33 protein-coding genes and 2 pseudogenes are annotated in these 23,828 nt (G+C 38.3%); 23 read left to right on the top strand and 12 right to left on the bottom strand.

Annotated elements, in window-relative coordinates; translation table 11 throughout:
- Window position 1: 1 nt before the first annotated feature.
- The 3 genes from prpC to FTU09_RS00520 all read left to right on the top strand — a co-directional run bounded on the left by prpC (window position 2) and on the right by FTU09_RS00520 (window position 1,939).
- Window positions 2–1,138: a 2-methylcitrate synthase gene (gene prpC, locus FTU09_RS00530; protein ID WP_004973461.1), complete on the top strand. Its 1,137-nt coding sequence runs from the start codon at window positions 2–4 to the stop codon at window positions 1,136–1,138.
- A gap of 298 nt (window positions 1,139–1,436) precedes the next feature.
- Window positions 1,437–1,658, top strand: a complete 222-nt coding sequence (locus FTU09_RS00525; RefSeq protein WP_004973462.1) for a hypothetical protein — start codon at window positions 1,437–1,439, stop codon at window positions 1,656–1,658.
- Between the two features lie 5 nt (window positions 1,659–1,663).
- On the top strand, window positions 1,664–1,939 hold the full coding sequence (locus FTU09_RS00520; RefSeq protein WP_180079391.1) for a type II toxin-antitoxin system RelE/ParE family toxin: 276 nt from the start codon (window positions 1,664–1,666) through the stop codon (window positions 1,937–1,939).
- A 7-nt stretch (window positions 1,940–1,946) separates the two neighbouring features.
- Here FTU09_RS00520 and FTU09_RS00515 read toward each other — a convergent pair whose 3' ends face one another.
- A complete protein-coding gene (locus tag FTU09_RS00515) occupies window positions 1,947–2,441 on the bottom strand; it encodes a CinA family protein (RefSeq protein WP_096901591.1) in 495 nt (164 codons plus the stop codon).
- 212 nt (window positions 2,442–2,653) lie between these two features.
- Here FTU09_RS00515 and FTU09_RS00510 point away from each other — a divergent pair, with 212 nt between their 5' ends.
- The 4 genes and pseudogenes from FTU09_RS00510 to FTU09_RS00495 all read left to right on the top strand — a co-directional run bounded on the left by FTU09_RS00510 (window position 2,654) and on the right by FTU09_RS00495 (window position 6,852).
- On the top strand, window positions 2,654–2,884 hold the full coding sequence (locus FTU09_RS00510; RefSeq protein WP_026438431.1) for a hypothetical protein: 231 nt from the start codon (window positions 2,654–2,656) through the stop codon (window positions 2,882–2,884).
- A 529-nt stretch (window positions 2,885–3,413) separates the two neighbouring features.
- Window positions 3,414–3,575 (top strand): hypothetical protein, encoded by a 162-nt coding sequence (locus tag FTU09_RS00505; RefSeq protein ID WP_004973471.1) that lies wholly within the window; start codon window positions 3,414–3,416, stop codon window positions 3,573–3,575.
- Window positions 3,576–3,984: 409 nt separating this feature from the next.
- Window positions 3,985–6,353 (top strand): annotated as a pseudogene (locus tag FTU09_RS13930) (TonB-dependent receptor domain-containing protein).
- A gap of 25 nt (window positions 6,354–6,378) precedes the next feature.
- A complete protein-coding gene (locus FTU09_RS00495; protein ID WP_180079390.1) occupies window positions 6,379–6,852 on the top strand; it encodes a hypothetical protein in 474 nt (157 codons plus the stop codon).
- 197 nt (window positions 6,853–7,049) lie between these two features.
- Here FTU09_RS00495 and FTU09_RS00490 read toward each other — a convergent pair whose 3' ends face one another.
- Window positions 7,050–7,403 carry a hypothetical protein gene (locus tag FTU09_RS00490; protein WP_180043664.1) on the bottom strand — a complete coding sequence of 118 codons (354 nt, stop codon included), beginning with the start codon at window positions 7,401–7,403 and terminating at the stop codon, window positions 7,050–7,052.
- Window positions 7,404–7,668: 265 nt separating this feature from the next.
- On the opposite strand from FTU09_RS00490, the gene FTU09_RS00485 reads away from it, so the two are divergent.
- From FTU09_RS00485 to FTU09_RS00475, 3 genes and pseudogenes are all read left to right on the top strand, one after another.
- Complete coding sequence (locus tag FTU09_RS00485) at window positions 7,669–7,974, top strand: DUF4298 domain-containing protein (protein WP_154320729.1); 306 nt, start codon at window positions 7,669–7,671, stop codon at window positions 7,972–7,974.
- A gap of 237 nt (window positions 7,975–8,211) precedes the next feature.
- Window positions 8,212–8,412: pseudogene (locus FTU09_RS00480) on the top strand (I78 family peptidase inhibitor); the annotation flags it as partial.
- A gap of 400 nt (window positions 8,413–8,812) precedes the next feature.
- Window positions 8,813–10,075: an integrase family protein gene (locus FTU09_RS00475; protein WP_180079389.1), complete on the top strand. Its 1,263-nt coding sequence runs from the start codon at window positions 8,813–8,815 to the stop codon at window positions 10,073–10,075.
- 7 nt (window positions 10,076–10,082) lie between these two features.
- Here FTU09_RS00475 and FTU09_RS00470 read toward each other — a convergent pair whose 3' ends face one another.
- From FTU09_RS00470 to FTU09_RS00440, 7 genes are all read right to left on the bottom strand, one after another.
- Entirely contained in the window at window positions 10,083–10,349 is a 267-nt protein-coding gene (locus FTU09_RS00470; RefSeq protein WP_104852053.1) for a helix-turn-helix domain-containing protein, read from the bottom strand.
- Window positions 10,349–10,666, bottom strand: a complete 318-nt coding sequence (locus FTU09_RS00465; protein WP_180079388.1) for a hypothetical protein — start codon at window positions 10,664–10,666, stop codon at window positions 10,349–10,351. Before FTU09_RS00465 ends, FTU09_RS00470 begins: the two co-directional genes overlap by 1 nt.
- Complete coding sequence (locus tag FTU09_RS00460; RefSeq protein ID WP_180079387.1) at window positions 10,659–10,967, bottom strand: hypothetical protein; 309 nt, start codon at window positions 10,965–10,967, stop codon at window positions 10,659–10,661. Before FTU09_RS00460 ends, FTU09_RS00465 begins: the two co-directional genes overlap by 8 nt.
- On the bottom strand, window positions 10,967–11,752 hold the full coding sequence (locus FTU09_RS00455; RefSeq protein ID WP_180079386.1) for a hypothetical protein: 786 nt from the start codon (window positions 11,750–11,752) through the stop codon (window positions 10,967–10,969). Before FTU09_RS00455 ends, FTU09_RS00460 begins: the two co-directional genes overlap by 1 nt.
- Window positions 11,753–11,891: 139 nt before the next feature.
- Entirely contained in the window at window positions 11,892–12,884 is a 993-nt protein-coding gene (locus FTU09_RS00450; protein ID WP_180079385.1) for a recombinase RecT, read from the bottom strand.
- A 29-nt stretch (window positions 12,885–12,913) separates the two neighbouring features.
- Window positions 12,914–13,891 carry a YqaJ viral recombinase family protein gene (locus FTU09_RS00445; RefSeq protein ID WP_180079384.1) on the bottom strand — a complete coding sequence of 326 codons (978 nt, stop codon included), beginning with the start codon at window positions 13,889–13,891 and terminating at the stop codon, window positions 12,914–12,916.
- A complete protein-coding gene (locus tag FTU09_RS00440) occupies window positions 13,891–14,115 on the bottom strand; it encodes a hypothetical protein (protein WP_180079383.1) in 225 nt (74 codons plus the stop codon). Before FTU09_RS00440 ends, FTU09_RS00445 begins: the two co-directional genes overlap by 1 nt.
- Before the next feature lie 273 nt (window positions 14,116–14,388).
- On the opposite strand from FTU09_RS00440, the gene FTU09_RS00435 reads away from it, so the two are divergent.
- On the top strand, window positions 14,389–14,940 hold the full coding sequence (locus tag FTU09_RS00435; protein WP_257226839.1) for a hypothetical protein: 552 nt from the start codon (window positions 14,389–14,391) through the stop codon (window positions 14,938–14,940).
- A gap of 193 nt (window positions 14,941–15,133) precedes the next feature.
- Here FTU09_RS00435 and FTU09_RS00430 read toward each other — a convergent pair whose 3' ends face one another.
- The 3 genes from FTU09_RS00430 to FTU09_RS00420 form a co-directional block, all read right to left on the bottom strand.
- Window positions 15,134–15,487, bottom strand: coding sequence for a hypothetical protein (locus FTU09_RS00430; protein WP_180079382.1), 354 nt, complete (start codon window positions 15,485–15,487; stop codon window positions 15,134–15,136).
- Window positions 15,488–15,624: 137 nt separating this feature from the next.
- Entirely contained in the window at window positions 15,625–16,566 is a 942-nt protein-coding gene (locus FTU09_RS00425; RefSeq protein WP_180079381.1) for a hypothetical protein, read from the bottom strand.
- Between the two features lie 158 nt (window positions 16,567–16,724).
- A complete protein-coding gene (locus FTU09_RS00420; RefSeq protein WP_180079380.1) occupies window positions 16,725–17,504 on the bottom strand; it encodes a LexA family transcriptional regulator in 780 nt (259 codons plus the stop codon).
- Between the two features lies 1 nt (window position 17,505).
- Here FTU09_RS00420 and FTU09_RS00415 point away from each other — a divergent pair, with 1 nt between their 5' ends.
- From FTU09_RS00415 to FTU09_RS00360, 12 genes are all read left to right on the top strand, one after another.
- Complete coding sequence (locus FTU09_RS00415) at window positions 17,506–17,751, top strand: helix-turn-helix domain-containing protein (protein WP_180079379.1); 246 nt, start codon at window positions 17,506–17,508, stop codon at window positions 17,749–17,751.
- Window positions 17,752–17,774: 23 nt separating this feature from the next.
- Window positions 17,775–18,233, top strand: coding sequence for a phage regulatory CII family protein (locus tag FTU09_RS00410; RefSeq protein WP_180079378.1), 459 nt, complete (start codon window positions 17,775–17,777; stop codon window positions 18,231–18,233).
- A 44-nt stretch (window positions 18,234–18,277) separates the two neighbouring features.
- Window positions 18,278–19,180 carry a replication protein gene (locus FTU09_RS00405; protein ID WP_180079377.1) on the top strand — a complete coding sequence of 301 codons (903 nt, stop codon included), beginning with the start codon at window positions 18,278–18,280 and terminating at the stop codon, window positions 19,178–19,180.
- Window positions 19,177–19,926 carry an ATP-binding protein gene (locus FTU09_RS00400; protein ID WP_180079376.1) on the top strand — a complete coding sequence of 250 codons (750 nt, stop codon included), beginning with the start codon at window positions 19,177–19,179 and terminating at the stop codon, window positions 19,924–19,926. Before FTU09_RS00405 ends, FTU09_RS00400 begins: the two co-directional genes overlap by 4 nt.
- The gene (locus FTU09_RS00395) at window positions 19,923–20,207 is read left to right on the top strand and encodes a hypothetical protein (protein ID WP_257226838.1); all 285 of its coding nucleotides are present in this window, start codon (window positions 19,923–19,925) and stop codon (window positions 20,205–20,207) included. The genes FTU09_RS00400 and FTU09_RS00395 overlap by 4 nt, the downstream gene beginning before the upstream one ends.
- On the top strand, window positions 20,204–20,650 hold the full coding sequence (locus FTU09_RS00390) for a hypothetical protein (RefSeq protein WP_180079375.1): 447 nt from the start codon (window positions 20,204–20,206) through the stop codon (window positions 20,648–20,650). The genes FTU09_RS00395 and FTU09_RS00390 overlap by 4 nt, the downstream gene beginning before the upstream one ends.
- A gap of 2 nt (window positions 20,651–20,652) precedes the next feature.
- On the top strand, window positions 20,653–21,045 hold the full coding sequence (locus tag FTU09_RS13810; protein WP_257226837.1) for a hypothetical protein: 393 nt from the start codon (window positions 20,653–20,655) through the stop codon (window positions 21,043–21,045).
- 86 nt (window positions 21,046–21,131) lie between these two features.
- Window positions 21,132–21,536 (top strand): DUF559 domain-containing protein, encoded by a 405-nt coding sequence (locus tag FTU09_RS00380; protein ID WP_180079429.1) that lies wholly within the window; start codon window positions 21,132–21,134, stop codon window positions 21,534–21,536.
- Window positions 21,533–22,078, top strand: coding sequence for a hypothetical protein (locus tag FTU09_RS00375; RefSeq protein WP_180079374.1), 546 nt, complete (start codon window positions 21,533–21,535; stop codon window positions 22,076–22,078). The genes FTU09_RS00380 and FTU09_RS00375 overlap by 4 nt, the downstream gene beginning before the upstream one ends.
- Before the next feature lie 163 nt (window positions 22,079–22,241).
- Complete coding sequence (locus FTU09_RS00370) at window positions 22,242–22,709, top strand: hypothetical protein (protein ID WP_180079373.1); 468 nt, start codon at window positions 22,242–22,244, stop codon at window positions 22,707–22,709.
- A 186-nt stretch (window positions 22,710–22,895) separates the two neighbouring features.
- Window positions 22,896–23,324, top strand: coding sequence for a hypothetical protein (locus FTU09_RS00365; protein ID WP_180079372.1), 429 nt, complete (start codon window positions 22,896–22,898; stop codon window positions 23,322–23,324).
- Window positions 23,324–23,779, top strand: coding sequence for a hypothetical protein (locus FTU09_RS00360; protein WP_180018033.1), 456 nt, complete (start codon window positions 23,324–23,326; stop codon window positions 23,777–23,779). The genes FTU09_RS00365 and FTU09_RS00360 overlap by 1 nt, the downstream gene beginning before the upstream one ends.
- Window positions 23,780–23,828 lie beyond the last annotated feature (49 nt).

Here is a 23,828-nt window from a genome sequence, read left to right as displayed (position 1 = left end):
AATGGCTGAAGGAAAAGTACTCACAGGCGCAGGATTGCGTGGACAAGTGGCAGGTAAAACCTCACTCTCAACTGTTGGTAAAAGTGGCGCAGGCTTAACTTACCGTGGTTATGATGTGCAAGACTTGGCAGAAAACTGTCAGTTTGAAGAAGTTGCATACTTGATTTTCTTTGGTGAATTGCCGACTTCAGAGCAATTGGCTGCCTATAAAGCAAAATTGAAATCTTTACGTGCATTGCCTCAAGCACTCAAAGAAGTGCTTGAGCGTATTCCTGCAGATTCACACCCAATGGATGTGATGCGTACAGGTGTTTCAATGCTAGGTAACTTAGAAACCGAACAGTCATTTGAACAGCAACAAGATGTAGCAGACCGCATCTTGGCGACTTTGCCAGCTATTATTTGCTACTGGTATCGTTATAGCCACGATGGCGTGCGTATTGAAGAAAATACGGATGATGATTCAATTGGCGCACAATTCCTGCATTTATTACGTGGTGAAAAACCAAATGAATTGCATGAACAAGTCATGAATGTGTCATTAATTTTGTATGCAGAGCATGAGTTCAACGCATCAACATTTACAGCACGTGTTTGCGCATCAACTTTGTCTGACATGCATTCATGTATTACAGGCGCGATTGGTTCATTACGTGGCCCATTACACGGTGGCGCGAATGAAGCAGCGATGGAAATGATTGAAAATTGGACATCGCCAGAAGAAGCTGAACGTGAAATGCTAGGCAAGTTGGAACGTAAAGAAAAGATCATGGGCTTTGGTCATGCGATTTATAAAGACAATGATCCACGTAACGGCATCATCAAAATCTGGTCTGAGCGTTTAGCGCAAGATGTAGGTGATACAGTACTTTATCCTGTATCGGTGCGTTGTGAAGAAGTGATGTGGCGTGAGAAGAAATTATTCTGTAATGCTGACTTCTTCCATGCGTCTGCGTATCACTTTATGGGTATTGCGACCAAACTATTTACACCAATCTTTGTGATGAGCCGTGTAACAGGTTGGGCAGCACACGTGATGGAACAGCGTGCAGATAACCGTATTATCCGCCCAAGTGCAGATTATACAGGCCCAGAATTGCGTAAAGTTGTACCAATTGCAGAGCGTTCGGCTGCTTAATTGGTTGTCTAAAAAGCTGTACCGTGCATGAACATCATGTGATGCAGCAGTTTAGGCTGAAGATAAGGTTTCATTGTTAAGCAATGGAACCTTATTTTTTTTGAGGTTTGGATGAGGGTAGTCAAAAATACAATGAGTAATTATTGAAGCGTTAGAGAATTAAAAAAGATCGGGCGTACGATAGCGCATTTTTAAATATTTGATCATAAAAGAAGGTTGTTGTATTTTGTTTCTTAAGGTTGTAAATGGTTGCATGATTGGCTAAAATTTATTCCATAATTAATATGAGGAAAAAGCAATGTCACATGTAGCAGTTAAAATCGACAGCGATATTGTTGAATCAGCAAAGATTTACGGGATGGCTGAAAGTAGAAGTGCAACTAAACAAATTGAGTACTGGGCTAAAATTGGAAAAATCGCACAAGACAATCCCGATTTAACTTTTCAAGATATAGCAGATTTGTTGCTTAGTATGGCGCATGTCAAAGCAGGGAATACAACACCATATAGCTTTGGTTGAGTTCAATGAATATACAACAAACTCCCTTATTTGAACGGACAGTGAAAAAACTAACCAAGCAGCAGAAAAAAGATGTTGATAATGCCGTAATAACCGTTTGGAATAATCCTGATATCGGAGAAGCTAAAGTGGGGGATTTAGCAGGAGTATTTGTTTATAAATTTAAAATGGACAAACAGCTTGTGCTACTGGCTTACTCTGTGAGTGATGACGAAATCATGACACTCTATCTTTTAAAATTGGGCAGTCATGAGAGTTTTTATAGAGACTTAAAAAGATAGGTTTACTTCAGGGTGCAGTACAAGTGTTTGTATCTTGCATTAGATCAATCAGGTCTTGAGCGACTAACAGAGTGAGCTGTTCTAGTCGTTGTAATGGATTGCCATCTAAAAAATATTTGTACTGAAAAGTTTGCTGCTGATAATGAATGGCGATAAAAAATGTCCCTACAGGTTTTTCTGGTGTGGCACTGCCGCCTGGTTTCAGTAACCCTGTGCATGCCACAATAAAATCTGCATGTTGAAATAGTTTTTTGCCTTGAACTGCCATGGCTTGTGTGACTTCTGCGGATTCAGCGGTATAGGTGGCAATTAAGTCACTATTCACATGCAAAATCTCACGTTTAATGCTTGGGTCGTAACTGACTAATCCACCAAGTAAAATATTGGCACCGCTATTTTTATAAATAGAAAACTGACTACATAAGTAACCTGAGCTGGCACTTTCAATAAAAGCCACAGTCTGTTGGCGTTGTTCAAGTATGGCACAGCATTGTTTGAGCATGATAAATCTGCAAGTGAATAGAATAAGTTGCTCAAGTGTACTGAATTTTGTCGACTTGTGCGAAAAAACATCAAAAAGTGAAATGCTAAAATAAGAATGTTCACGATTTAACTGCCTATAAATACAGCAAAATTTACAATTATAGGTTTAATCGTGGCATGAACGGTGATACAAATAAAAGTAAAGCAAAAAGTAATAAAAAGGATGCTGTGATGAAAACAACGGTGAAATATATCGTTTTAAAAAGTTTGGACTATCAACTTGGTACATCATTATTTGAGGATGAAATTGATGCTGATGCACAATATTTTGACCAAATTCCAAGCATTATTGAATATCAAAACTTGCGCTTTAAAGTCGTGAGTAAAGAACAAAAGCGTTTACAACTGATTGAGGAAAATGAGGAGCATCAAACCATCATTGTCAGAGTTCTGGTGATTTAAAGTCATTTCAATCTAAATTAAACAGAGCTTCCATATAATAGCAGACTGGTTGAGCATCAGTGGAGCGTATCGAAGTTGGTGCTTTTTGGCCGCTAGATGAAAAAAATTGTATTTCACATCACAAGAAAAATTGAAGAATTGATTAAAAATGCCAACTATGTCACATATTTGTGTTGGTGTTTTTATCGATTAGCATTTTTCAAACAGGCTTGTAATGGCTTAAATAAGTTTATGTTTTTTAGGTTAATTTTTTATTTTAACTGACTTCTAAATGGGATAGAGAAAATTAATTAAAAACATCTTAAAAATATAATCAGGACAGATAGAAAAAATATAATTGAATTTTAACGTATTTTTTGAATATGTCTTACATTTTATTTTTTATTATATTGTTAAATAATAAAGTGTTTTTCTTAGATAAAATTAAAAAAACAGTGTATTTTCTTTATTAGAATTGAGCATTTTTGTTATTGCTGTGTATAGTCCTTGCATCTCACAATAGTGAGGAAGTTTAAAGGGGCTAAATATAATGAATCATAATGCAATTATCATGATGACGCTGATCATTTTAGCTGTGGGATTTTCTCTAGGCATTTATGTGTATTTTGAACAAAAGAGAAAGCAAAATGAAGAAATTCAGCTGATCATTACAGAAGCAAGACAGGGTCTAGTAGAGTTAGATCGGAAATAATAATCTAGGTGTAAATCGTATACTTCGATGCGGATCCAATGGGATATGTTAAAGGTGAAAAATAGACTTAAAAAAGTAATTTTATGCCACTGTTTGTCGGTCAGATGACGATAAAATAAATGAACGAAACATAGCTGTAGTTTCTTAGTTTTCCCACATTCCCATGTGGGATTTTTTTTGTCTAAAATTTAGACTAGCGCAGTATTTATTAAGATAAGTCATTATTTTTATGTACAAAAGTGACCTTTATTATAAAGATCAAAATAAGGCGAATTGTATAAAAAAACTATTAAAATTCGATTTGTTTTTCAGCATTTAGATGCATAAAAAATTTACCGTTGATAAAAAAATCACACCACTTTATTGAAATGTTATAACATAACAATAGATTGTATTGGGGGATTTTTAAATGCGTTTGACGCTACTCGGCTTATCCATTTTTTATATGATGCATACAGCTCATGCTGAAACAACTTTACTTGAAATCATAAGCTTGCAGGCACAACAAGAAAACTCAGACCATGTTGTGGGAAAAGAAAAAATTCAAACGGCAAATACTTTGGGAGATGCTTTAAAGCATTTATCGGGTGTACAAAGCAGTGCTTTTGGGCCACATGCAGGTACGCCAGTCATTCGTAGTTTGAGCGGGCATCGTGTTGGTGTAATGGAAAATGGATTAAGTATTCAAGGTTTAAATACCATGAGTGGTGATATAGCCATTCCGTTTGATTCTTTATTCAGCCAAAACATCACTGTAAATAAATGGTCGGATGCAGTGAGACATGGTGGGCAGGCAATTGGTGGGAGTGTTGATATTGATACAGGTTTAATACCCAAAGAAATTGCCAACAAATCACATTATATGGAAGTTGTTTTGCGTAAAGGATTCAATCAGTTTGATGCAAAAGGCATGCGTATAGAATTGAATAATCAAAAAAACTGGGCAACCACGTTGCAATTTTCGCAGCAGGAAATAGATGTGTATGATATTCCTGGCGCAAGTAAGGCGGCTGTGTGTGAAACGCAAGTATTTGGTGAGCGTGGTGGGGTAAACACAGGTTTAGCCAGCCAGTGTCAAAAAGATACTCGTATCGAAAAAATATTTAATACGCGTTATCAACCTTATTTAAATAATTATGTGCTTGAACATATTCAACAAAATCCAAGTAATTTATCAGATTATTATGATAGTCAGGAGTCGGCTAAATATACCGATAAACCTGTATCAACTTGGTATGTAAATGGCAGATATGTAGATTATGTCAATACACCAAATCCCGACTATGTTGCAGGTGAGAGTAAGGAAGCAATTCAAAAAATAAACCAGGATGTTACACCCAATTATTATAAAAAATTGGCCAATTCAGCCTCAACACAAGATCATTATGCGATTGGCACAACTTATTTTATGGAGCAAGGCTATATTGGTTTCAGTGCAGATCATAAAAGCAGTCAATATGGTGTGCCGGGTTTTTCTTTAGAAAATAAGTCATTTCAAAGTAGCTATACTGAGTTGTTACCAGTTAGTGTACACACCAAGCAGAACCGTTTTGCGCTAGATGCACTATGGGAGCAGCCTGCAAATTTTGTAGAGTCGATACAAGTTAAAGCAGCAAAACTCAATAATAGTTTGGGTGAATATATTGCGGCGGAAAATGCCAATCAGTATCAATTTAACACTCAACAGGCTGAATTAAGTATTCAACAACGCCATTGAAGTTGTTGAATAATTATACCTTGAGTGGTGAAATAGGAACGATTTACTTTAACAGTGATGTAACAGGAGCAGGGGATTTAAAGTATTTACCGAATGTCAAAAGTGAAACTTTTGCGTATTTTATTCAACAAAAGCTGGATTTTAATCGTTTTTACTTGGATGCAGGTTATCGCGCCGAGCGATTGCAGCATAAAATTCAGGATCAAAGCTTTAAATTGGCACGGAATGCACAAAATACAACATTAGAAAATAGAGATTTTGATTTAAACAGTTTTTCTGTTGGTGTGGGGACTCGATTAACAGATTATTTAGAATTAAAAGCAAAATATAGTGCAGCTAAACGTGCACCTGAAATTAATGAGTTATATAGTAGTCAGCCGCATTATTCGGTTTTAGCTCAAGAAGAAGGCAATCAAGATTTAAAAGTTGAGAAACTAAAAGCGAAAGAATTAACGGCAATTTTTTCTAATTCTGCATCACGTTTACAAACCACAGTGTATGAAATGAATTTTGATAATTATTTATATTTACGCAATACAGGAATGTCGATGCGTAATCGTTTACCGTTAAAATATTGGACGCAAACAGATACGACAATTACTGGTTTTGAGGTGGATGCAGCACATACATTTTCACTACAAAAATACGGTGATTTAAGTGTTTCAGCTTTCGCTGATTTAGTGAAGAATAAGACCCAATTAAATACAGACAATACAGACTCTAATAATGAAGGGCAGTATTTTTCCAATATGCCAACAAATCGTTATGGGGCGAGCTTAACTTGGGATTGGTTAGATTGGTCTGTAAATGTGACGAGTACCTATTATGATCAGCCTAAATATTTAGGTAAAAATATTTTTGATGAGGTTGCTTTACCAAGTTATCAGTTGTTAGATATGTCGATTAAAAAGAAAGTTGCATTAAAAAATGCCAGTTTTGACTTTTTCTTACATGGCTCAAATTTATTAAATGAAGAGGCACGCCCACAAAATTCACCATTGAAATATATTGCACCATTACCTGGTCGCGGATTTCAAATTGGCATCAATATACATTTGTAGTTTTTACGCTTAGAAGGAAGCAAACATGAAAAAAAATTATTTAGTTCTTTCAGTAGTGTGTTCAGCAATATTACTTAGTGCATGTAATCAATCTAAAGCACCTGAAAATACAGTTGAAAAAGTCGAAACCCAACAGTCTGCTGTGCAAAATACAACAAATGATGCAGCTGCCTCTGAAGTTGTGAATGATGGGCCAATCCAACAGTTTACAGCTTATGGTGTAACACAATCATGGCGTGTACTTGTGGATGGCGACCAGATTGAGGTTGAAGGAACAGCGTTGCCAAACTTTAAAATTCCAGTTGAACGTTCAGCGTATGCAAAAGGGGTTGAGTTTATGGGGCAACATGACAATAAAGCGGTGAATGTGAATATTAATTCGACACCGTGTAAAGATGCAGATGGTACAATGGCTGAATTTTCTGTGACCTTAGATTATGGCGATCAAGTTTTCAAAGGCTGTGCTGTTGCAGGTATTGTTCCAACAGCGGATACCTAACTCTCTTATAATTTAAGCCCTAAAAAAGTATAGAAAAAACCACCTTTCGGCATATCGCTCAAAAGGTGGTTTTTTAATTCAGTATTTATTTTAAAGCTTGCTTGTATAAATAAAAGCATCATCAATATAACAAATAGAATGATTTATCAATCATAAATAATATGAATGATGTTTTTAAGTATAGATCAGCAAAAAATCTATTTTTTAAATTCAGTAATATTAATAGGCTGATCTTTGACTAACTCAAGTACACCTTCACCACCTTTAAAATGAATAGATACACCATCATCATTGCTCAGTAAAATACCGCTACCAGATACAGCACGTTTTAAATGATACACTGTGTCAGAATTATCTACCATTTCTGCAGTTTCAAAATTATCTGAAGATTTTAATTCAATGGTTAAGTCTTGTGGGCCATTAAAATAAATAACTTGTGTTTCTGCAGGTGCATTACTTTGTACTTTTTCTTGGCTCACTTCATTATTCGAATTTGAGTTACATCCCATTAAACCGAATGCAAGTAATGTTGCCCCTAAAATATATTTCATTTTTGTACCTTTTCTAAAAAATTGAAGCAAACTTATACTAATGACTTTAACTTTTGATAAAAAGATGGAATTACACTTTTATACTAAATTTTACTGAAAGTAATGAAGCTAAAGTTGACTAAATAAATCAGGAATTGTCTTCTTTAAAAATTAATGCAAAAAAATATAGCAATATATGTTTCTTTAAATAAAACCTACATACACTCACATTCCTTGATCTTGAATTATTGTACGCTCATGTCATCTTAATTTTTGAATTTCAGCTATGAGTAAAAATAAAATGTACGATGCTCAGGTTTTACAGCAACAATATGAGCAATGGCATGATTTACATCGACAGATGCGAGAAGCGCAGCAAAAATGGCAAGCTGCAGAAAAGCTCTGGCAAGAATTACAGGCCTATTATCAAAGTGAACAATGGCTTGAGGACTATGAAAATGCGCCTGAACTTAGCTGCCGCGAAGGGGAATATTCTATATTATCGCAAGATACGCTATGGAATGCTTTAGAAGAGCGTCGCCAACATGCAATTGATTGGATGAAACTGAGTTTAAGTGTGATTGAGAATTAAACTTAATCCAAACTTACATCTAATTTATTTTGATCAATAAAACTATCATCACAGTTTTATTCAGTAAATTTACTGCATATTTAATCAGTTATGTTATTTTGAGTTGGTTTGAAGAAATTAAAAACGAGTATCAACATGAAAAAGTTATATAGTGTTTTGGCTGTTTTAAGTGTGGCAACTTTAGCTGCGTGTAGTAATCAGCCTATCAATGAACAAACTCAGGTGCCACAGACCATGCAAAATTGTGTCCCAGAATCTGCTGCGCAGTTAGTTGGTAAAACAGGTTTGACTGAAACACAAATTAAAGCGCTTACCCGAGCTGAAATTGTGAGAATGGTTACACCAGGTCAGCCTGTAACAATGGATTATCGTATGAATCGCGTCACTGTGGTGGTCGATCCGAAAACTAAAATTATTCTACAAGCTTCTTGCGGCTAAACAATTTTAAGAAATTTTCTCAATATTACCCTGAAAATTTGATCTGATTTTCAGGGTTTTTCGTTTTAATCAGCCAATCACTCAAAATTAAAGTACTACAGTGTTAATATATTGGTTGTCTTAAAATTTTAGATCAGGTTAGAAATGCACTTATTTATGTGTTTGAAAAATCAAGGAAATATACATTGATGCAAGCCTTGAATATATCGACACGTTTAGGTGGATTCTACTTTTTCTATAGAACCATTGTGGAAAGTTTATTTTTATAAATCTAATAAAAACAAATCGTTATGTTGGTATTTTGCAGGTTTTATAGTGTCACTTTTTTACTTGTAGATTATTTGTAGACTGTTGAGAAACATGCTTAAATCAGTACTGTCTAAGGTATCTGGTATTAAATATGAAACTCAACAAGTCCAATGTTGATGCTATTCCATTGACGACGTCAGGTCAAAAAATTTATCGGGATAGTGAGTTAATTGGCTTTGCTGTTCGGGCTACCACCAAATCAAAATCCTATATCATTGAAAGACGAAATGCAGGGGAACTGTACAGGGTAGTGCTAGGTAAAACTAATGAAATTTCTACCTTGTCCGCTCGTGCAAAAGCACAAACCATTTTGGCTAAAATTGCCAATGGTGAGTATGTAAAGCCATCTAAAAAACAAGTTGTTAATAACCCACTTGATATTACAGTGCAAGAAGCATTGGATATTTATCTAAGCAAAAATGACTTCAAGCCAAAAACAGTCAAACAATATAATAAGTACTTCAATTTGTATTTGCGCTGGTCGAATAGAAAATTATTTGAAATCACCAAAAGTGAAGTCCTGGATAAATTTATTGAAGTAACTAAGTTAAGCCCTTCATCTGCGAATGGTGCTGTATCGCTACTGGGTACGTTGTGGAAATATATGCATGTGCTGTACTCAAGTGATGAGGATCCAATCCTGCGCACAAATCCTGTTGATGTTATTGCTGTAACCAAGGGCTGGAATAAAATTGAGCGTCGTGAAAGGCACTTAGATAAAGAGGTTATTCACAAATATTACAATGCCGTTCTGAATTACCAAGATGAACTGAATTTAGAAAATACTGCTCGATCTAACACACATCGAGATATACTTTTATTCACAATGTATACGGGTTGCCGTCGTCAGGAAGTTTGTAAGCTGAAATGGACTGACATCAATTTTAAAGATGGAACTGTTGTGTTTAGGGATACAAAAAATGGTGCTGACCATTGGTTTCCAATTGGTGAACATCTATTATCAATCCTGAAAGACCGTTATTTATTGCGTGAGAACGATTGGGTTTTCCCTGCGACAAAAATACCAACGTCAGCAAACATCCATGCCACCTGTGTTGATCGGATTCTAAGAGTCATAGGTGATCAGGTGGATTTCTATGTTTCAATGCACGATTTTCGACGTACTTTTGCCACGATTTGCAATTTACTTCGATTCAATATTTACGTGACCAAGCGATTATTGAATCATACTGCTAGGCCACGTGTTGATGTGACTGGTGGATATGTGCAAATTCCAATGGAAGAACTCAGGGCTTCAATGAACATGGTTGAAGCTGTTTATCAGGGCAAAATTGACTGTTTTAATTATGAAAGTGTTTGGGATGAGCGATTAAAACAAATTAAGGCAGGATAGACCTACCTTATACATACTGAGCCGTGCACGTTGTTGTGCGGCTTTTTTCGTAGGCGAGCACATCACGTTTTTTATAGGCGATGCGTCGTCCAATTTTTGTATAGGGTAACTCAGAGCCATCGCAGCGCATTCGTGCCAGTGTCCAAGGGGAGCAACCCAAATATAGCGCCACCACTTCTTGACCAAAATTTTGATCATTTGGAGCAGCTATAAAACTTTCAAGTAATTGCTGTTTTTTACATTCAGCAACTGAGTCCAAGTTTTTTAATGCCATCACGACACCTCTCCCAAAGCTTTAACCACACCATACTGGTCATGTTTATTAATATATAAAGCAAGCATGTTGTAGAGCGGATGCACAAAGTGTTTTTGCACACGGATAATGATTCCAGTGCCATCAATCTTTCTGCTCTTTGTGACCTTAATAACCCAGTCAATAAAATCAGAATTTAAATGACGCATATCAACCGCTATTTCATAAAGAGCGCCTGTTTCACCTGGATCTAACACCAAGTCAAAGGGCAACATCTTGTGCAACTCACCAGCAATGAAATTCGCCACGCCGACGTTCGTTTGTTGAATTTCAGTCATTAGCTTGCTCCCACAATTCGCAAATATCACGATTCACTACAAAAGAATCTGGCTCATGGTCTAGTAATTCTTCATGCAAGGTTTTAATTAAGTTCTTTTCAACCAAAACAAACCCTTCCGACACCGCTTTGGCTTTGGCTGCTTGCCATCCTTTTTCAAACAAATTGAACGCAAGGGCAGTATCACTGCTTTCATAAGGGTTTTCGTAGTCACCCCATTTTTGATCCAAGCAAAAGCCAATCTCATCAGCTTCAACTTCAAAAGCTTCTTGCATTAAATTGTTTTCTTTCTGAATATCCATCACGCCACCTCTTCTTGAGAAAGATGCACACCCACTAAACGGCTACCTTCAACACAAAAATTGACTGTGTTTAAACCAAATAAGTCCGACAACAGCGCGCACAGTTGATCTTCCTTAATTGTTAAGTGGTTTTTGGTTGTGACCACTGTTTTGATCTGGTCTTTTAAAAAAGCGATGGCATCAGGCTCACTTGGTTGTGGATCCTGAGCGGATGTTTCTACAACAGGCTGCACACTAATCACATTTTCTTCAGCAGCTGGTGCCGCAATAACTTCAGTATTCATTTCTTGACCATTAGTTTTTAATTGGTATTTGTAGCTGCCGAATTTACCTGTACGGATAATTTCGCCATCCTTATTGAGCTTATAAATCCCATTGGTGAATTGCTTGTCATTCAGTTGCAAAGCAGCCATCAATTCAGGCTTTGTTAAACCTACAGGAAAGTCATGCAAGTACTGCAAAATTTCTTCATGAGCTTTTGCCTGCACTCTGGTTGAAACCTGTTTAGGTTGTTCAGCTTTTGGTTGCTCTGCTGGCAGTGGCTGTGGCTCAGCTTTTATTTCTGCTCTAGTAGCACCTGACAGGGAATAAACCCCATGCTCTTCTTGCACATCAATCGTTGCCAGGATGTTTTTCACTGTTTTATTGCTAAGTCGGCAGATGCTCATTAGTTGGTTTATAGACAAACCAAGCGAATCATTTTTTAAAGCATCAATAACTTTGTGTTTTGCTTTTTGTAGAGCTGTCTGCTCATGAAAGCGTCTCATATCAGCAGCTGAATTCATTATTCTCTCCAGTTCGCTTCTTTGAATTTTGCGTCAAGAATTAGGCTGTCAATTTCACCTAAACTCACGTTGTTAAATATGTGCGTCATCTTGGTCCCAAACACTGTCAGTGTTCGGGTGATGGTTGAATATGAAAAACTCATGGTGTTAGAGCTGCTTCTTGAGCTTCATACGCTGAATTAATTTGAGCAATTTGCTGTTCAGTCATTTTTGCTGTAAATGGTTCAAAGCGGGTCGCCATAACCGTATTCAACGCATCTAAGTCGCTTGCATTGTTGATTTCATCAATCACAGCGGTCACAGATTCAGCAGGGAACATTTGAGCTTCTTTAAGCTCTTTATGTTTGGCTTTGTATGCCTCCCCAATTTCAGATTTGGCAGGCTCGCCCAAATTAAGCGCTGCGATATCAGCACCGATCTGCTTCAAATCATCAAGTGACGTTGCGTTATCAATGCGCTGGTAATATGGTGTTAAGTCAATTTCAGTGGCAACAGACTCAACCGCCTGCTTCTTGGCCATACGTGCTTTTAATGCAGATGAACCACTATTTGCTTTTGCATTGCTTGTTTCTGGTGTAACCGCAGCAGGGGTAATATCAATTTCCTTATCCTTTTCTTCCTCAGCAATTGCCATACCTTTGAGCACGTCAGGGAAGACATCACGCAAAGCATAAGAGCGTGCACGTAATTTCATCATGCGCTTTGGATACTGTGTCCAAGGTCCTTGCTTACCTGATAAGCCTGCTTTTTTAGCATCCTCCATACTGAACTCTGAAACGGTTGGCTCTTCGCCTTTACGCTTTACTGTGCAAATTGCCTTAGTACCATCTTCTGAAAGTTCTTCACGGATGAAGTCAAGTAAGCCTGAGCCACGCACTAAAGCAAGCATTGCATCACCCCAGATAGATGGGCGACCATTAATTACAGCAATGTTTTGCATTGCTTGAAGTGGCTGCAATCCGATTTCAGCACCCCATTGCATAGCAACAAGAATGTTGCCAGGCTTGCGCTGATAATCCTTTGGCACAATGTCAGAACCCGCCAAAAGGTCAGCAATCTGCATTGCTTCTTGCAGTGTTGTAGGCGTTAAAAAATTCACTGCGGTATTTTGAGTTGTAGTGATGTTGGTCATATTTAAATTCCTATACTTTAGTTATTGGTTTAAGACACGCGCAGCACACGAGTGCTAGAGGTCTTTAAAAACTGTTCGTAAATCTCAGGATGTGCAGCCTTTAATGCTTTGCTGTCTAAGGTGTTGCGTTCCTGATACTTGAATGTGGCCAAACGCTTTTCTTCAGCAATAATCATTTCTGCATCTTCCATACGTGTGCAGATCTGCAGCTTGAGTAGGTCAAGCTCGGCTGTAGCCTCCTTAATGTTGCTGTTTAGCTCTTTGTATTCGGTGATGATCTGCGCCAGCTCGCTATCAGCTTCCACAGCCTGATCAGGATTGTGTTTTGCCCAACGATGCAAAACATCATCAAATGTGGTTGGCGCTGGTGGTACGTCTGCCAACACATGCTCATGCCAAAACTCAGAACATTGCTCGATAAGCATTTCAAACAATTCAGGGTCGAAAGCAATTTGGTATGTACGGAACTTTTGACCACCGATTAGCACGCCTAAACCGCAAAGTGATGCACCTGTAATACCCATGTACCACTGGCATTGAGTCAGGTAATAGTCAGGTACCGATTCGGTTTGCTCATCACCCCAAAGTTTTGCCAAGTATTGGTTTGCAGTCTTGCACTCAAGGATTCGGTCTGTGGTTAGCTTTCCATTTTTGATGCGCACATTACCTGCTATTTCAGGATTAATGATTGCACGGTCAATATTGGCACGCATCCAGTCTTGTTCAGGGTGAGCGATCGTTGCATTAACACGCTGCACCTTAACGCCATTTCGTTTGGCATACTCTTTGGCAACGATGTCTTCTAAAGTGTTGCCCCAGTAAGCAGCCTCGGATTGAGAATCTTCAAGTTCAGACCGTGAAGTTTTATCAAGCCACAATTGATAAGGTGATTTGTACTTGCTCAAACCAAGGATTGCCGCCACATCAGAACCGCCAATGCCTAAACGACGAGACTCAAGCCAAGCTTGGCGGGCGTTTTCAGCACTTTGTAAATTGATTGCGTTCATTATCGTGTAGCCTCCAAATGTGCCTTGGTTGCATTGATCTGATTTTCGTATTCAGCATCACAAGCCTTTAAACTCATGGCCATAAAACCGAATATGCATGCAGCTAATACTGCAGATGCCGCAACATCAGAAAGGATTTTTTTGAAGCGAAGTGATAGGCGCTTTTTATTTTGGCGTCGTATCAGCATTTCGACTAACTTGCTATGGGATGTATTTTGTTTCATACTTATCTCGCTATGTGCAGAGCACCCAGAAGGTAGAAGGTCGGGGTGCTTTTTTATTGCCTAGTGAAATAAATACTACTTTAAGTAGAAATAATGTCAATAGATTGTAGAAAATATTTCTACTTAAAGTTGCTTTTGTGGTGCAGTGCTAACACATGAAAATTTAATTCTATTAAGTTTGATAATTGCTTGTATTGATTCTGAATAGATATAAAATTGAAAAATACTTATTAATTAGAAGGTCTTAAATTGAGAAACGGTTTAAAAAGTGTCTTGGCTGGCTTAGTTTTAGTAGGCGCGAGTGGTTTAACTACTGGCACAACAGTTGAATATGAAAAAAAACAAGTTTTTGATGTAATGAAAAAGTATGTTGAAGCTACATCTTGTTGGCATTCGTTTGATAAGAGTAGCGAATTTATCAAAACGACACTTAAGGATGTGTATTTAATAAATTCCGATAAAGAAATTGGCTTTTCAGAATATTTTGTTTTGTGGGGTGGTGACAAAGGATGTAATGGTGGCAGTGGTACCATGTCCTTTTTCATGTCGGAAGTAAGTAAATACTCCAATTCAAGACCGTTTGTTGTTCAAACTGATAATGCTTTTGGTGACAACATTGATATTAATTTTCGGTTTATAGATAGCGTTAAGCAGATCAGTCCAGATCATTTTGAAATCATCTCTTGGAATTATGCAGACGAAAGATATGGCGGAAAGGATGGTGGTAATAATTTCCCTGCTAATAAGTTTAAATACACTGTAAAAATGATTATGGGCGAGGGTTGGCAAGTAACTAATCAAGTTTTACTAGAACAGAACAAATAGTCAGTTTAGCTGCGCGTTATTCTTCAGGTAGGGCAGCTGGCTGCTTTTGACAGCCAGTGATGATCAAGGCAAGGAGTAGGGGGTAGGGTTGTTTTTTGATAGTTTTGTCTTGTTGTTATTGGTAGGCAAAGTATAAGTAAATTTGTGCAAAAGAAAACCCACCGTTGGGGTGGGTTGATCTTAAGTTGATACTTTATTTTTTTACTTCAGTAATACTGATCGGCTTGTCTTTCTCAAACTCGACAATACCTTCACCGCCTTTGAAGTGAATAGAAACACCATCCTCATTCGCTAAACGAACTCCACTACCAGAAACAGCATGTTTAAGATGATAAACTTTACCCGATCCATCAATCATTTGTGCAGTTTCAAATAGGTCAGATGATTTTAGGAAAAGTTTTAAATCATTAGGGCCTACAAAACTGATAACTTGTGTGTTTTCAGGGGCATTGCGTATCACGTTTTCGCGTGTTACTTCTTTATTTGGAGTCGAAGTACAGCCTGTGATTGCTAGAGCTACAAGAGTTGCACCTAACAAGTATTTCATTTTATTTTCCTTTTTGTATTCTAAATCATAAGAGTAAATATAATAAATGGTATAAAACTACGTTTAAATCCACTGTTACAGAGTTATTACACAAAAAAAACCACCGCGAGGGTGGGTTGTGTGGAGTTTGCTAGGGGTTAAAAATCAAATTCTTCTTGCTTGGTGGTTTTGTGTTCAATAACCTCTACCACCTCAAACTCTGTCTTAAGCTTGGTGTGAGCTAGGAACTGAATAGTCTTTAACTTAACCTTTAGTAGATCACCCTTACCAAAACGAAGCAATCCAGAATCAATTCTTTGAAGAAACGCTTCATCAGAAATAGAAGCATTAATTGTTGACCCCCCATTATTGAATCGCCACTTATTTTTCTCTTTAAAAGATATTGATTCAATCTGTAAGAAAGTTTCTGTAATGCTTTCACTTAAATGATCATCAATGTCTTGAAATTTAAAATACTCAACTTCTTCTTTATTAATAAAAAGTTCAACATTTTCATCAAGCATTTCCCTTACAACATAAAATGAATCAATTCCATCCTTACTTAATGGCTCTAGCATTTTTTCAATATCAGATGCAATAACCTTGCTTCGATAGAGGCGCAATGCTCTTTTATCAACTTCCAAATATTCTGTTTCGGAATAAAAAACTTTTGCATTGTCGGTCGTCTCTTCTATTCTAACAGGAGGCTTACCTTTGAGTTTTTTATAAATTTGAATTACACCAGCAGTAGCTCCGCTAAAAAAACCCACTAAACCTAAGATCCCGCTTGCGTTCGCCAAGGCTGTTGCAGTAGGGCCAGCCAGCATATCCTTAATCTGATTCACCCAAGATAGGTGCTCAACAAATTCTATTCCGAAGCAACCTGTTTTAAAGTTTGCTTTGACATTTAGTTGAATTTCAAGCTTATCCCCATTGATCTCTTTGTTTGCATGAGTCAGGAGGTCGCTTATAGCCATCATGGCAGGCGCAAGATCACGAACATCCATAAGGTGTTCCTCTAGTGCCTTGCCATCATAAACTACATGGAATTTCTCGCTCATAGCATCATCATCAATCAAGTCTGCGTTGGTTATTGTCATAGTTTAACAGTCTGTATTTTTAGTTTCATTATGAGTTTGACGGTAATTGTCGCGCTCTTTCACTCAATCTATTTAAAGCCCTTGGTCAGGTTCGCAATTAATACCCAAGCCGCATATAGCGGCTTATTATTCCTTCATGGTCACAGGTGAATTACTTTTCAAACATCCCGATACAACCCAACAACCTTACCAACCAACTTACATCCATCCACCAATGGAATCGTTTTTTCAGGCCAGTCTGGGTTAAGCGGTTGCAAATACATATTGCCGCTTTCAACAATCAGCTTTTTAAAAGTTGCCTCTAAATCACCTTCACAAGAGACGATGACTAAATCACCTGTTTTTAAATCATTTGTTTGAAAGTCAGGATTTACATAAATTTTGTCTGCAGGGCGGAAGTCTGGAAGCATTGACTCACCAACTACGGTCAGCCCATATCCGTTTTTGCCACATTTCGGGTTAGGTGGGAGCCATTCATCAAATTGCGTACCTGCAGGTACGGATTCAACTGTGGTCCACGATCCAGCTTGTACCCAAGAGATGACGGGTACCAATCGACCAGTAAGAGGAAAGGGGGTGGAGATATTTGGTTCTATACCAGTGCCGTGATCCAAATAGCTGATGTCCACATTAAATTTTTCAGCAAGGATTTGTAGTTTCTCTTCTCGTGGCTTGGCAACTCCAAGCGTGTAGCGTCGTGCCATTTCATAAGTCACATGAATAGCATCTTTTAATTGGTTCACGTTTGTAATTGGTGAGCCTTCTTTTTGCATAAGGCTATTAAGCCGTGAAGCAAATTCTTGATATTTGGCTGTCTGCACCTTACGGACCTTCTTATTTTCTACGCTAGGTAGAATATTAACCCGTATTTTAGGTTGCACCAATTCTATTTTTGGTAGTATATTATCTTCTACTTTAAGTAGTTTTATTGGTAGCATTATGTCATCTCCAAAAGACGCTTTTGAAAAAGCAATCAAAATCGCAGGCAGTAAGTCTGCTTTAGCTCGAAATTTGGATATAACTCCTTGGGCTTTAAGTAAATGGAATTTCGACAAAATTCCAGAAGACCGCTGTATTCCAATTGAGAAATTTACGAAAGGAAAAGTTCGAGCTGAGCAACTACGTCCTGACATTAATTGGGCGTATGTGCGTTCTACTCAAAATAGTAAAGAAGCCGTTATCTAATAACACGTTCAAAGGAAGCATAAATGAACATCATCGATGCGGCATATCACACGGTGCATGACTACCCAGGTGGGGCAAATGCTCTAGCACCAAGACTCGGCATTAAAAGCCCAGCCGTGCTGAACAGCAAAGTGAATCCAAATACGGATACCCATCACATTACGCTTGCTGAAGCTTCAAAACTAATGGGAATCACAAACGACTACCGTATTTTGCATGCACTTAATGCAGAGCACGGAAAGGTTGCTATTGATTTGCCACAAATCCCTGAATGCCGAGATACAGCACTGACTGAATTGGTGTTGAACATGGGAATCAGTGGCGGTGACATTCAATCGGTTTTTAAAGAAATGATGCTCGATGGTCGTATTACGCGCGGTGAAGCGGTGGATATGTCACGAGTCATAAACAAACTGCACAAGATATTGGCTGAACTGGATGCCAAGGTACACGCTTGTGTTGAAGGCAAAGAAAAAGCCTGATGGTTGAGATCAGGCTTTTGTATTCAAAACTTAGAGGGCATTGAATGAACACAAATTTAGCACATGAACCACCACTACCTCAAGGGCAAGTAGTTCATTTCCCAAAAAATGAGCGCAAAGCTATGTCGAATAAAGAAGAGCGCTACACCAAGATGCCTAACATTTTAATTGATAGTCGGATTATGGCTCAGTTAAACGATAAGGCATTTAAGTGTTTAATGTTTGTCATGCGCCAAACCATAGGGTTTGATCGCGCATCACATCCAATTGCTATTACTCAATTTCAAAAGTATTGCGGGATTAAAAAACGCGACACGGTTATGTCATGTATTCGCGATCTGGAAGAACTTGGTTTGATCAAAGTTGAGAGAACAACAGGCTGTCTAAATGAATATTTATTCACTCCTGACCAGTACCGCGAAAAGGGACTAGTACCAAATGAGGGTAGTACCCTTAAAGGTGATGGGACTAGTACCACCAAACGGGACGGGACTAGTACCGCGAAAGGTGACGGGACTAGTCCCGTTGAACGGGGCACTATTAAAGAAACAATTAAAGAAACATTTAAAGAAAACTTTAAAGAGAGAAACACGCAGCAAAATCCAGTAGATCAGGTATTGAATCTCTGGACACCAGATTTACATTCTTTGAATTCTTGGTTGCAACGATCAGGTGAAATGCCAATGACACAAGATCAAGTGAATCAGGTTTTACTGGAGGTCAATGCGCATTACGAGCAAAAGTTTAAATCTGGGCTGATTACAGAAACTCAGATGTATTCAAATTTTGTGAAATGGATTAAGCGAAAGTTTTCACGCAATACAAATACCCACCAACACAAACAAAGCCAAGTTAGCACTTCACGAAACGTTAACGACGCTTGGGGTGATGTGACTCAGTATGCGCCTTGCTCAACTGACGATATCGATTTGGGGGACCTTGTATGAACTCAATTGCAGCAGTAGCAGGATTTAATTTCCAAGTGAGTAGCGACATTTGTCCCATCCACGGTGAACTCAAAATCAAAGCGGGCAGTAGTTTGGTTTGTGGAACCTGTGCAAAAGAAAACGTGATTCAAAGCAACCTTGAGCACCAAAAAGCAGTTGATGCCATGGTGCGAAAAAAACACTTTGAAGGCGCTAGACTCCCAAGCCGACACGCCAAAAGTGGATTTAACGAGTACATCACTCAAAACGATGGCCAAAGAAATGCCAAAGAGCTTTGTGTGAAATACACCAAGGATTTTATTACGGGCCTTACACGTAATTTGATCATGGTTGGTCGTACTGGTACGGGTAAAACGCATCTGTCTTGCGCCGTGGCTCGAAACGCTTTGGATAAAGGCAAATTCGCAAGATACATCACGTCTGAAGACATGGCAGCAGAAATTGCCAATGCATGGACTAAGCCAGATGACACCGAAGCACAAGCCGTTTATCGATTCACTGAATACGATTTACTAATTTTGGATGAATACGGTTTGCATGATCGTCATGAGAACAGACTGCAGCTGGTGCACAAAGTGCTGTACGCACGTTATGACGAAGGCAAGCCAACGATGCTCATTTCAAATTATACGTTAGAAGAATTGCGCAAAGATTTAGGTGATCGACTGTGGTCCCGTTTTCAACATGATGGGTTGGATGTTGTGGAATGCAACTGGGCAGATCAGCGGGTAGGGGGTGCAGTTTGAAGCATCCTAAAGATTTTTCAACAATGGATTTTGTTGGATCTAAGGGCGTATCGCAGTTAACACGCGGTATCGCAGTTCTAGTTTTTATTAAAAACACCAAAGTTGCATCAGTTGACGTGATTCGAGCGCAGGTATTACCAGGTATGTCAAAAAGATCAGTACAGCGATATTTAACAAACTTGGAAGGCATTGGGTTAGTGCGTCGCATTGGCTATGTAAACACAGGGTATCGATATTACTTATCAGGTATGGCCAAGGAATTATTTGAGGTGAAGGCATGAATTTAACAATCGAACAGATGCGGAAAATTGTGGATGGTGCGCCTGAAGGATCGGAGATGTGGCGTGACATGGATTCAGTTTGCAGTCCAGGCGAGGTTTTATATTACTGGTGGTTTGGTGGGGACTTGCTTGTACATGATGCAGAGAAGGGTTGGGTTAAGTCTATTTACCATGATGGTAATGATTACATCTTGGATCAACTCGAATTACTGTCAGATCTTAAGTATGAGATCGATCATCACTATTACGGTCGCAGCGAAGCGGAAGAATTGGCTGCCTATGCAGAGCTGAGCCAGGAAAAAATTGAAGGTGGCGCAATGCTGGTCGGGGATTTCAGCAAGGCTCGAGAGCGAATTCAATCTGTGTTTGAAGATGACCGCACAGACTATGTAAGTGATATTCGCAATCACATTTCGCCGATGACGATTGTGCAGGGGGATTGACTGTGAAAGCGAATGACTTCCAAGAATGGCTAAAAACAACGCCTGAATACCAAACCTTAGTTTTCCAACACGGTGAGCGCCTGTTCATTCAACGTAATGGTGAGTTTGAGAATCTGACTGTGCGTTTGGCTTATCGGGTTTGGGGTAAACAACAAGTCAATATTGATCAACTCAACAACATGGAGCAGTGCTATATCCAGCTTAAACAAGAACACAACGAGCTAATCGCATTCAACACTGTGCAGGATCGTATGCAGAAAGCTGCTGAAAAAGTTGCTGAGAAATATAAGCGAAAAGTTTCAATGATTGCTGATCTTTTACGTGATTCCGCTGACAAGGATATGACATTGAAAGCTATTCAAACAGTCATAGAACGGGTAGGTGAACATGTGTAAATTCTGTGGCCGCTTAACAGGCGGTTTGGTTTGTGGGTACTGTGGCTGGGTGCCAAGTCGTGTGATGTATGCATTGCGAGGTGATGGTGACTAGCATCTCGCTTGCTGAATACAGAAAACTTTATGGCGGTGGTCGTAAGACTGCCACCAAGCGTAAAAACAAAGTCAAAGGCGTAAAGGTGGAAAGTGTAGGTGAGGCAGCACTGATCCAACAGTTGAGAGCATTAAAAATTGAATTTGTGCAGGAATTTAAATTTCACACATCACGAAAATGGCGGGCAGATTTTCATATCAAGAATACAAAGCTGCTGATCGAAGTTGAAGGTGGCATCTGGTCAGGCGGCAGGCATACGCGGGGGAAGGGTTATTTAGGGGATATGGAAAAATATAACGCAGCAACGATGATGGGATTTCAGGTTTTACGGTTCAGCACAGAGCAAGTGACAAGCGGATTTGCAATTAAACAGATTGAAGGGTTGGTGAAGCGATGAATGCGGCGACAGAAAAAATGACAAATCTTGAGTGGTTGGGGCAGCAGTTAAGAGCCAAGACTGCTAATTATGAAGCAGGGATTCCAGGAACAGGTGAAACGCCAGTAAATTGGGAAGATCGTTGTGGGGCTATTGCTGGACTTCCAAATAAAGAATCCAAAGCTTATGCATCAATTTTGGTATGGGGTGATCTTCGTGATAATACTCAGCAATACAAGGATTTAACAGATTACATTGCTGGGTGCTTGTGGCGAATGGTTCAGGATGAGATAGAAAAACAACGTGAAACTTTCAATATGGCAGTATTCTGTCAACACGTAGCTCGAATGGAATTATTTTATGGCCTGCGTCCGAAGTTGCGTGAATATCATACTTTGAAGGGCCGATTGGTGTTTTCGGGGATTGATTACATTGAGCCAAATACATACTCAAAACGATATGCTTGGTTGGGTAACGCCGTAGAACTTTTGTTGAAAGAACTGCAAGATGAAATTGAAACCTATGTGGCAAGCTACCGCTCGAAATTAAAGATGGTTGGCTGATTGACATCCTAAATGGATCTAAGGTATAGTTTTTCTATACTGGTCGTATTACGGTTCAACCGAGACCAAGCCTTAAAAGCTCATCGAAAGGTGGGCTTTTTTGTTGTTTAATTTCTATATAATTGTACAATCCATGCTCTTAAATTAAACGGGCTGATATTATATGAAAAAATTAAATAAAATTATGCTTTGTGGGTTAATGTTTGTTTCAATTGATGTGTTAGCTGCTGAAAAATTTAAAACACTTTCAACCACATTTCATGCAGATGATTACGAAAATGAGTATCAATCAGATACTTTTAGTTCAATCGCTCCAGTAAGAGTGGATTTTAGTTATGGGATGCATGAGCATACGGATGAAATGATGCTTATCACAATCAAACAGTCAGAATCTCAAATCCCTTTATTAAAGGGTTTAACGGTTGAATATTCTGGTAGTGGTAAAGATATGCATAATGATTTTAAAATCCCATTGAAACCAGCTGGAATAAATTGCTTTTATGAAGGTAGTGCAATGGTTGATTTTGGGCTAATTTCGGTTTTATCCCCATTATTACCAGGTGAATTAACAGCATCAGCAAACATTAAGCGTGTATATTCCAGCACTCCCCCAAAGCTGGAGTGTAGATAAATTCAAGCCCTCGCTACCAAGCATTAGTTTGGTAGCACTAGCCGAACGTATTACGGCATATAGAACCCCGCTGAGATAACTAACTTGGCGGGGTTTTTCTTTTCTTATTGGATGGTGAATTTTGCTACTAAGTACAGACGTTACTTGATAGAATGATGAACAATTAAAAATACTAAATCAAACTTAATGTCTACTGAAAAAAGAGAAGACATCATCCATCAAAAAATCACTAATACGGTTAATGTGGATGATGCATTAAACAGGGCGGTATTTAGTGCAACCTTTAAACCTGATTACCATTTACCCTTGTCAGAATTTAAGGATCTGAAAGGCTCAACAAGAAGTATTGATAATCTTGTAACAAATGCATTTTGGTTATCTGTTGGGCTGGGTATTAACTGCGGGGGGAAATATCTATCAACTAAATTAGGATTCGAGGCAAGGATTGAAACCTTTGAGTTTGTCATATTTGGTATAACGACATTTATCACCATCATATTTTTTGTTATTGCCAAAATTACCCCAGACGAAAAAAAGATGACTTTAGCTAAGATTGAAAAACATTTTAAGGAATCTCCAGAGCAGAAGATGTTTTTTCACGGAGATAATAACTAATGATTACCTTTGAAAATGTTCCTAAAAACTTAAAAAAATTAGATGAATTGGTTCTATGTAGCAACTTGGTGAAAGGTGGTGGATTTCCTTTTGCAGTTAAAAATATTTTGCCATTAATTATTGGGGGTGGTGAAAGACCCCAAGTATGGCTACAAGCTGTTATTGACCCATCTAAGAATCTATTTCTACCTATCGTTGATAATAGTATATCGAAAGACTCAAATATTAAGGTTTTTGAAGATCAAAAAACTGGCGTAATGCAAATCTATCTTCAAAATATTCCAATTTTACAAGTTAAGCTTGAAGGCGAGAAACGCGCTGTTATTTCCTTATTGGATTTGAGACCTTTGGGTTTGAATATATGGGGAAACTCCAATGAGCTTAATATTGTAGGTTCAAGGTTTTCAAAGAATACTGTTGAGGGTGTCGGAGTCTTTATCAATTTAGGTTTATAGCTTATACCCAATTAATGCAAATTACATAAATGTAAAACCCTGTGGGAAA

The organism is Acinetobacter sp. YH12058 (assembly GCF_013419805.1).
Classification (GTDB): domain Bacteria; phylum Pseudomonadota; class Gammaproteobacteria; order Pseudomonadales; family Moraxellaceae; genus Acinetobacter; species Acinetobacter towneri.
This window is presented reverse-complemented; position numbering and strand designations above follow the sequence as displayed.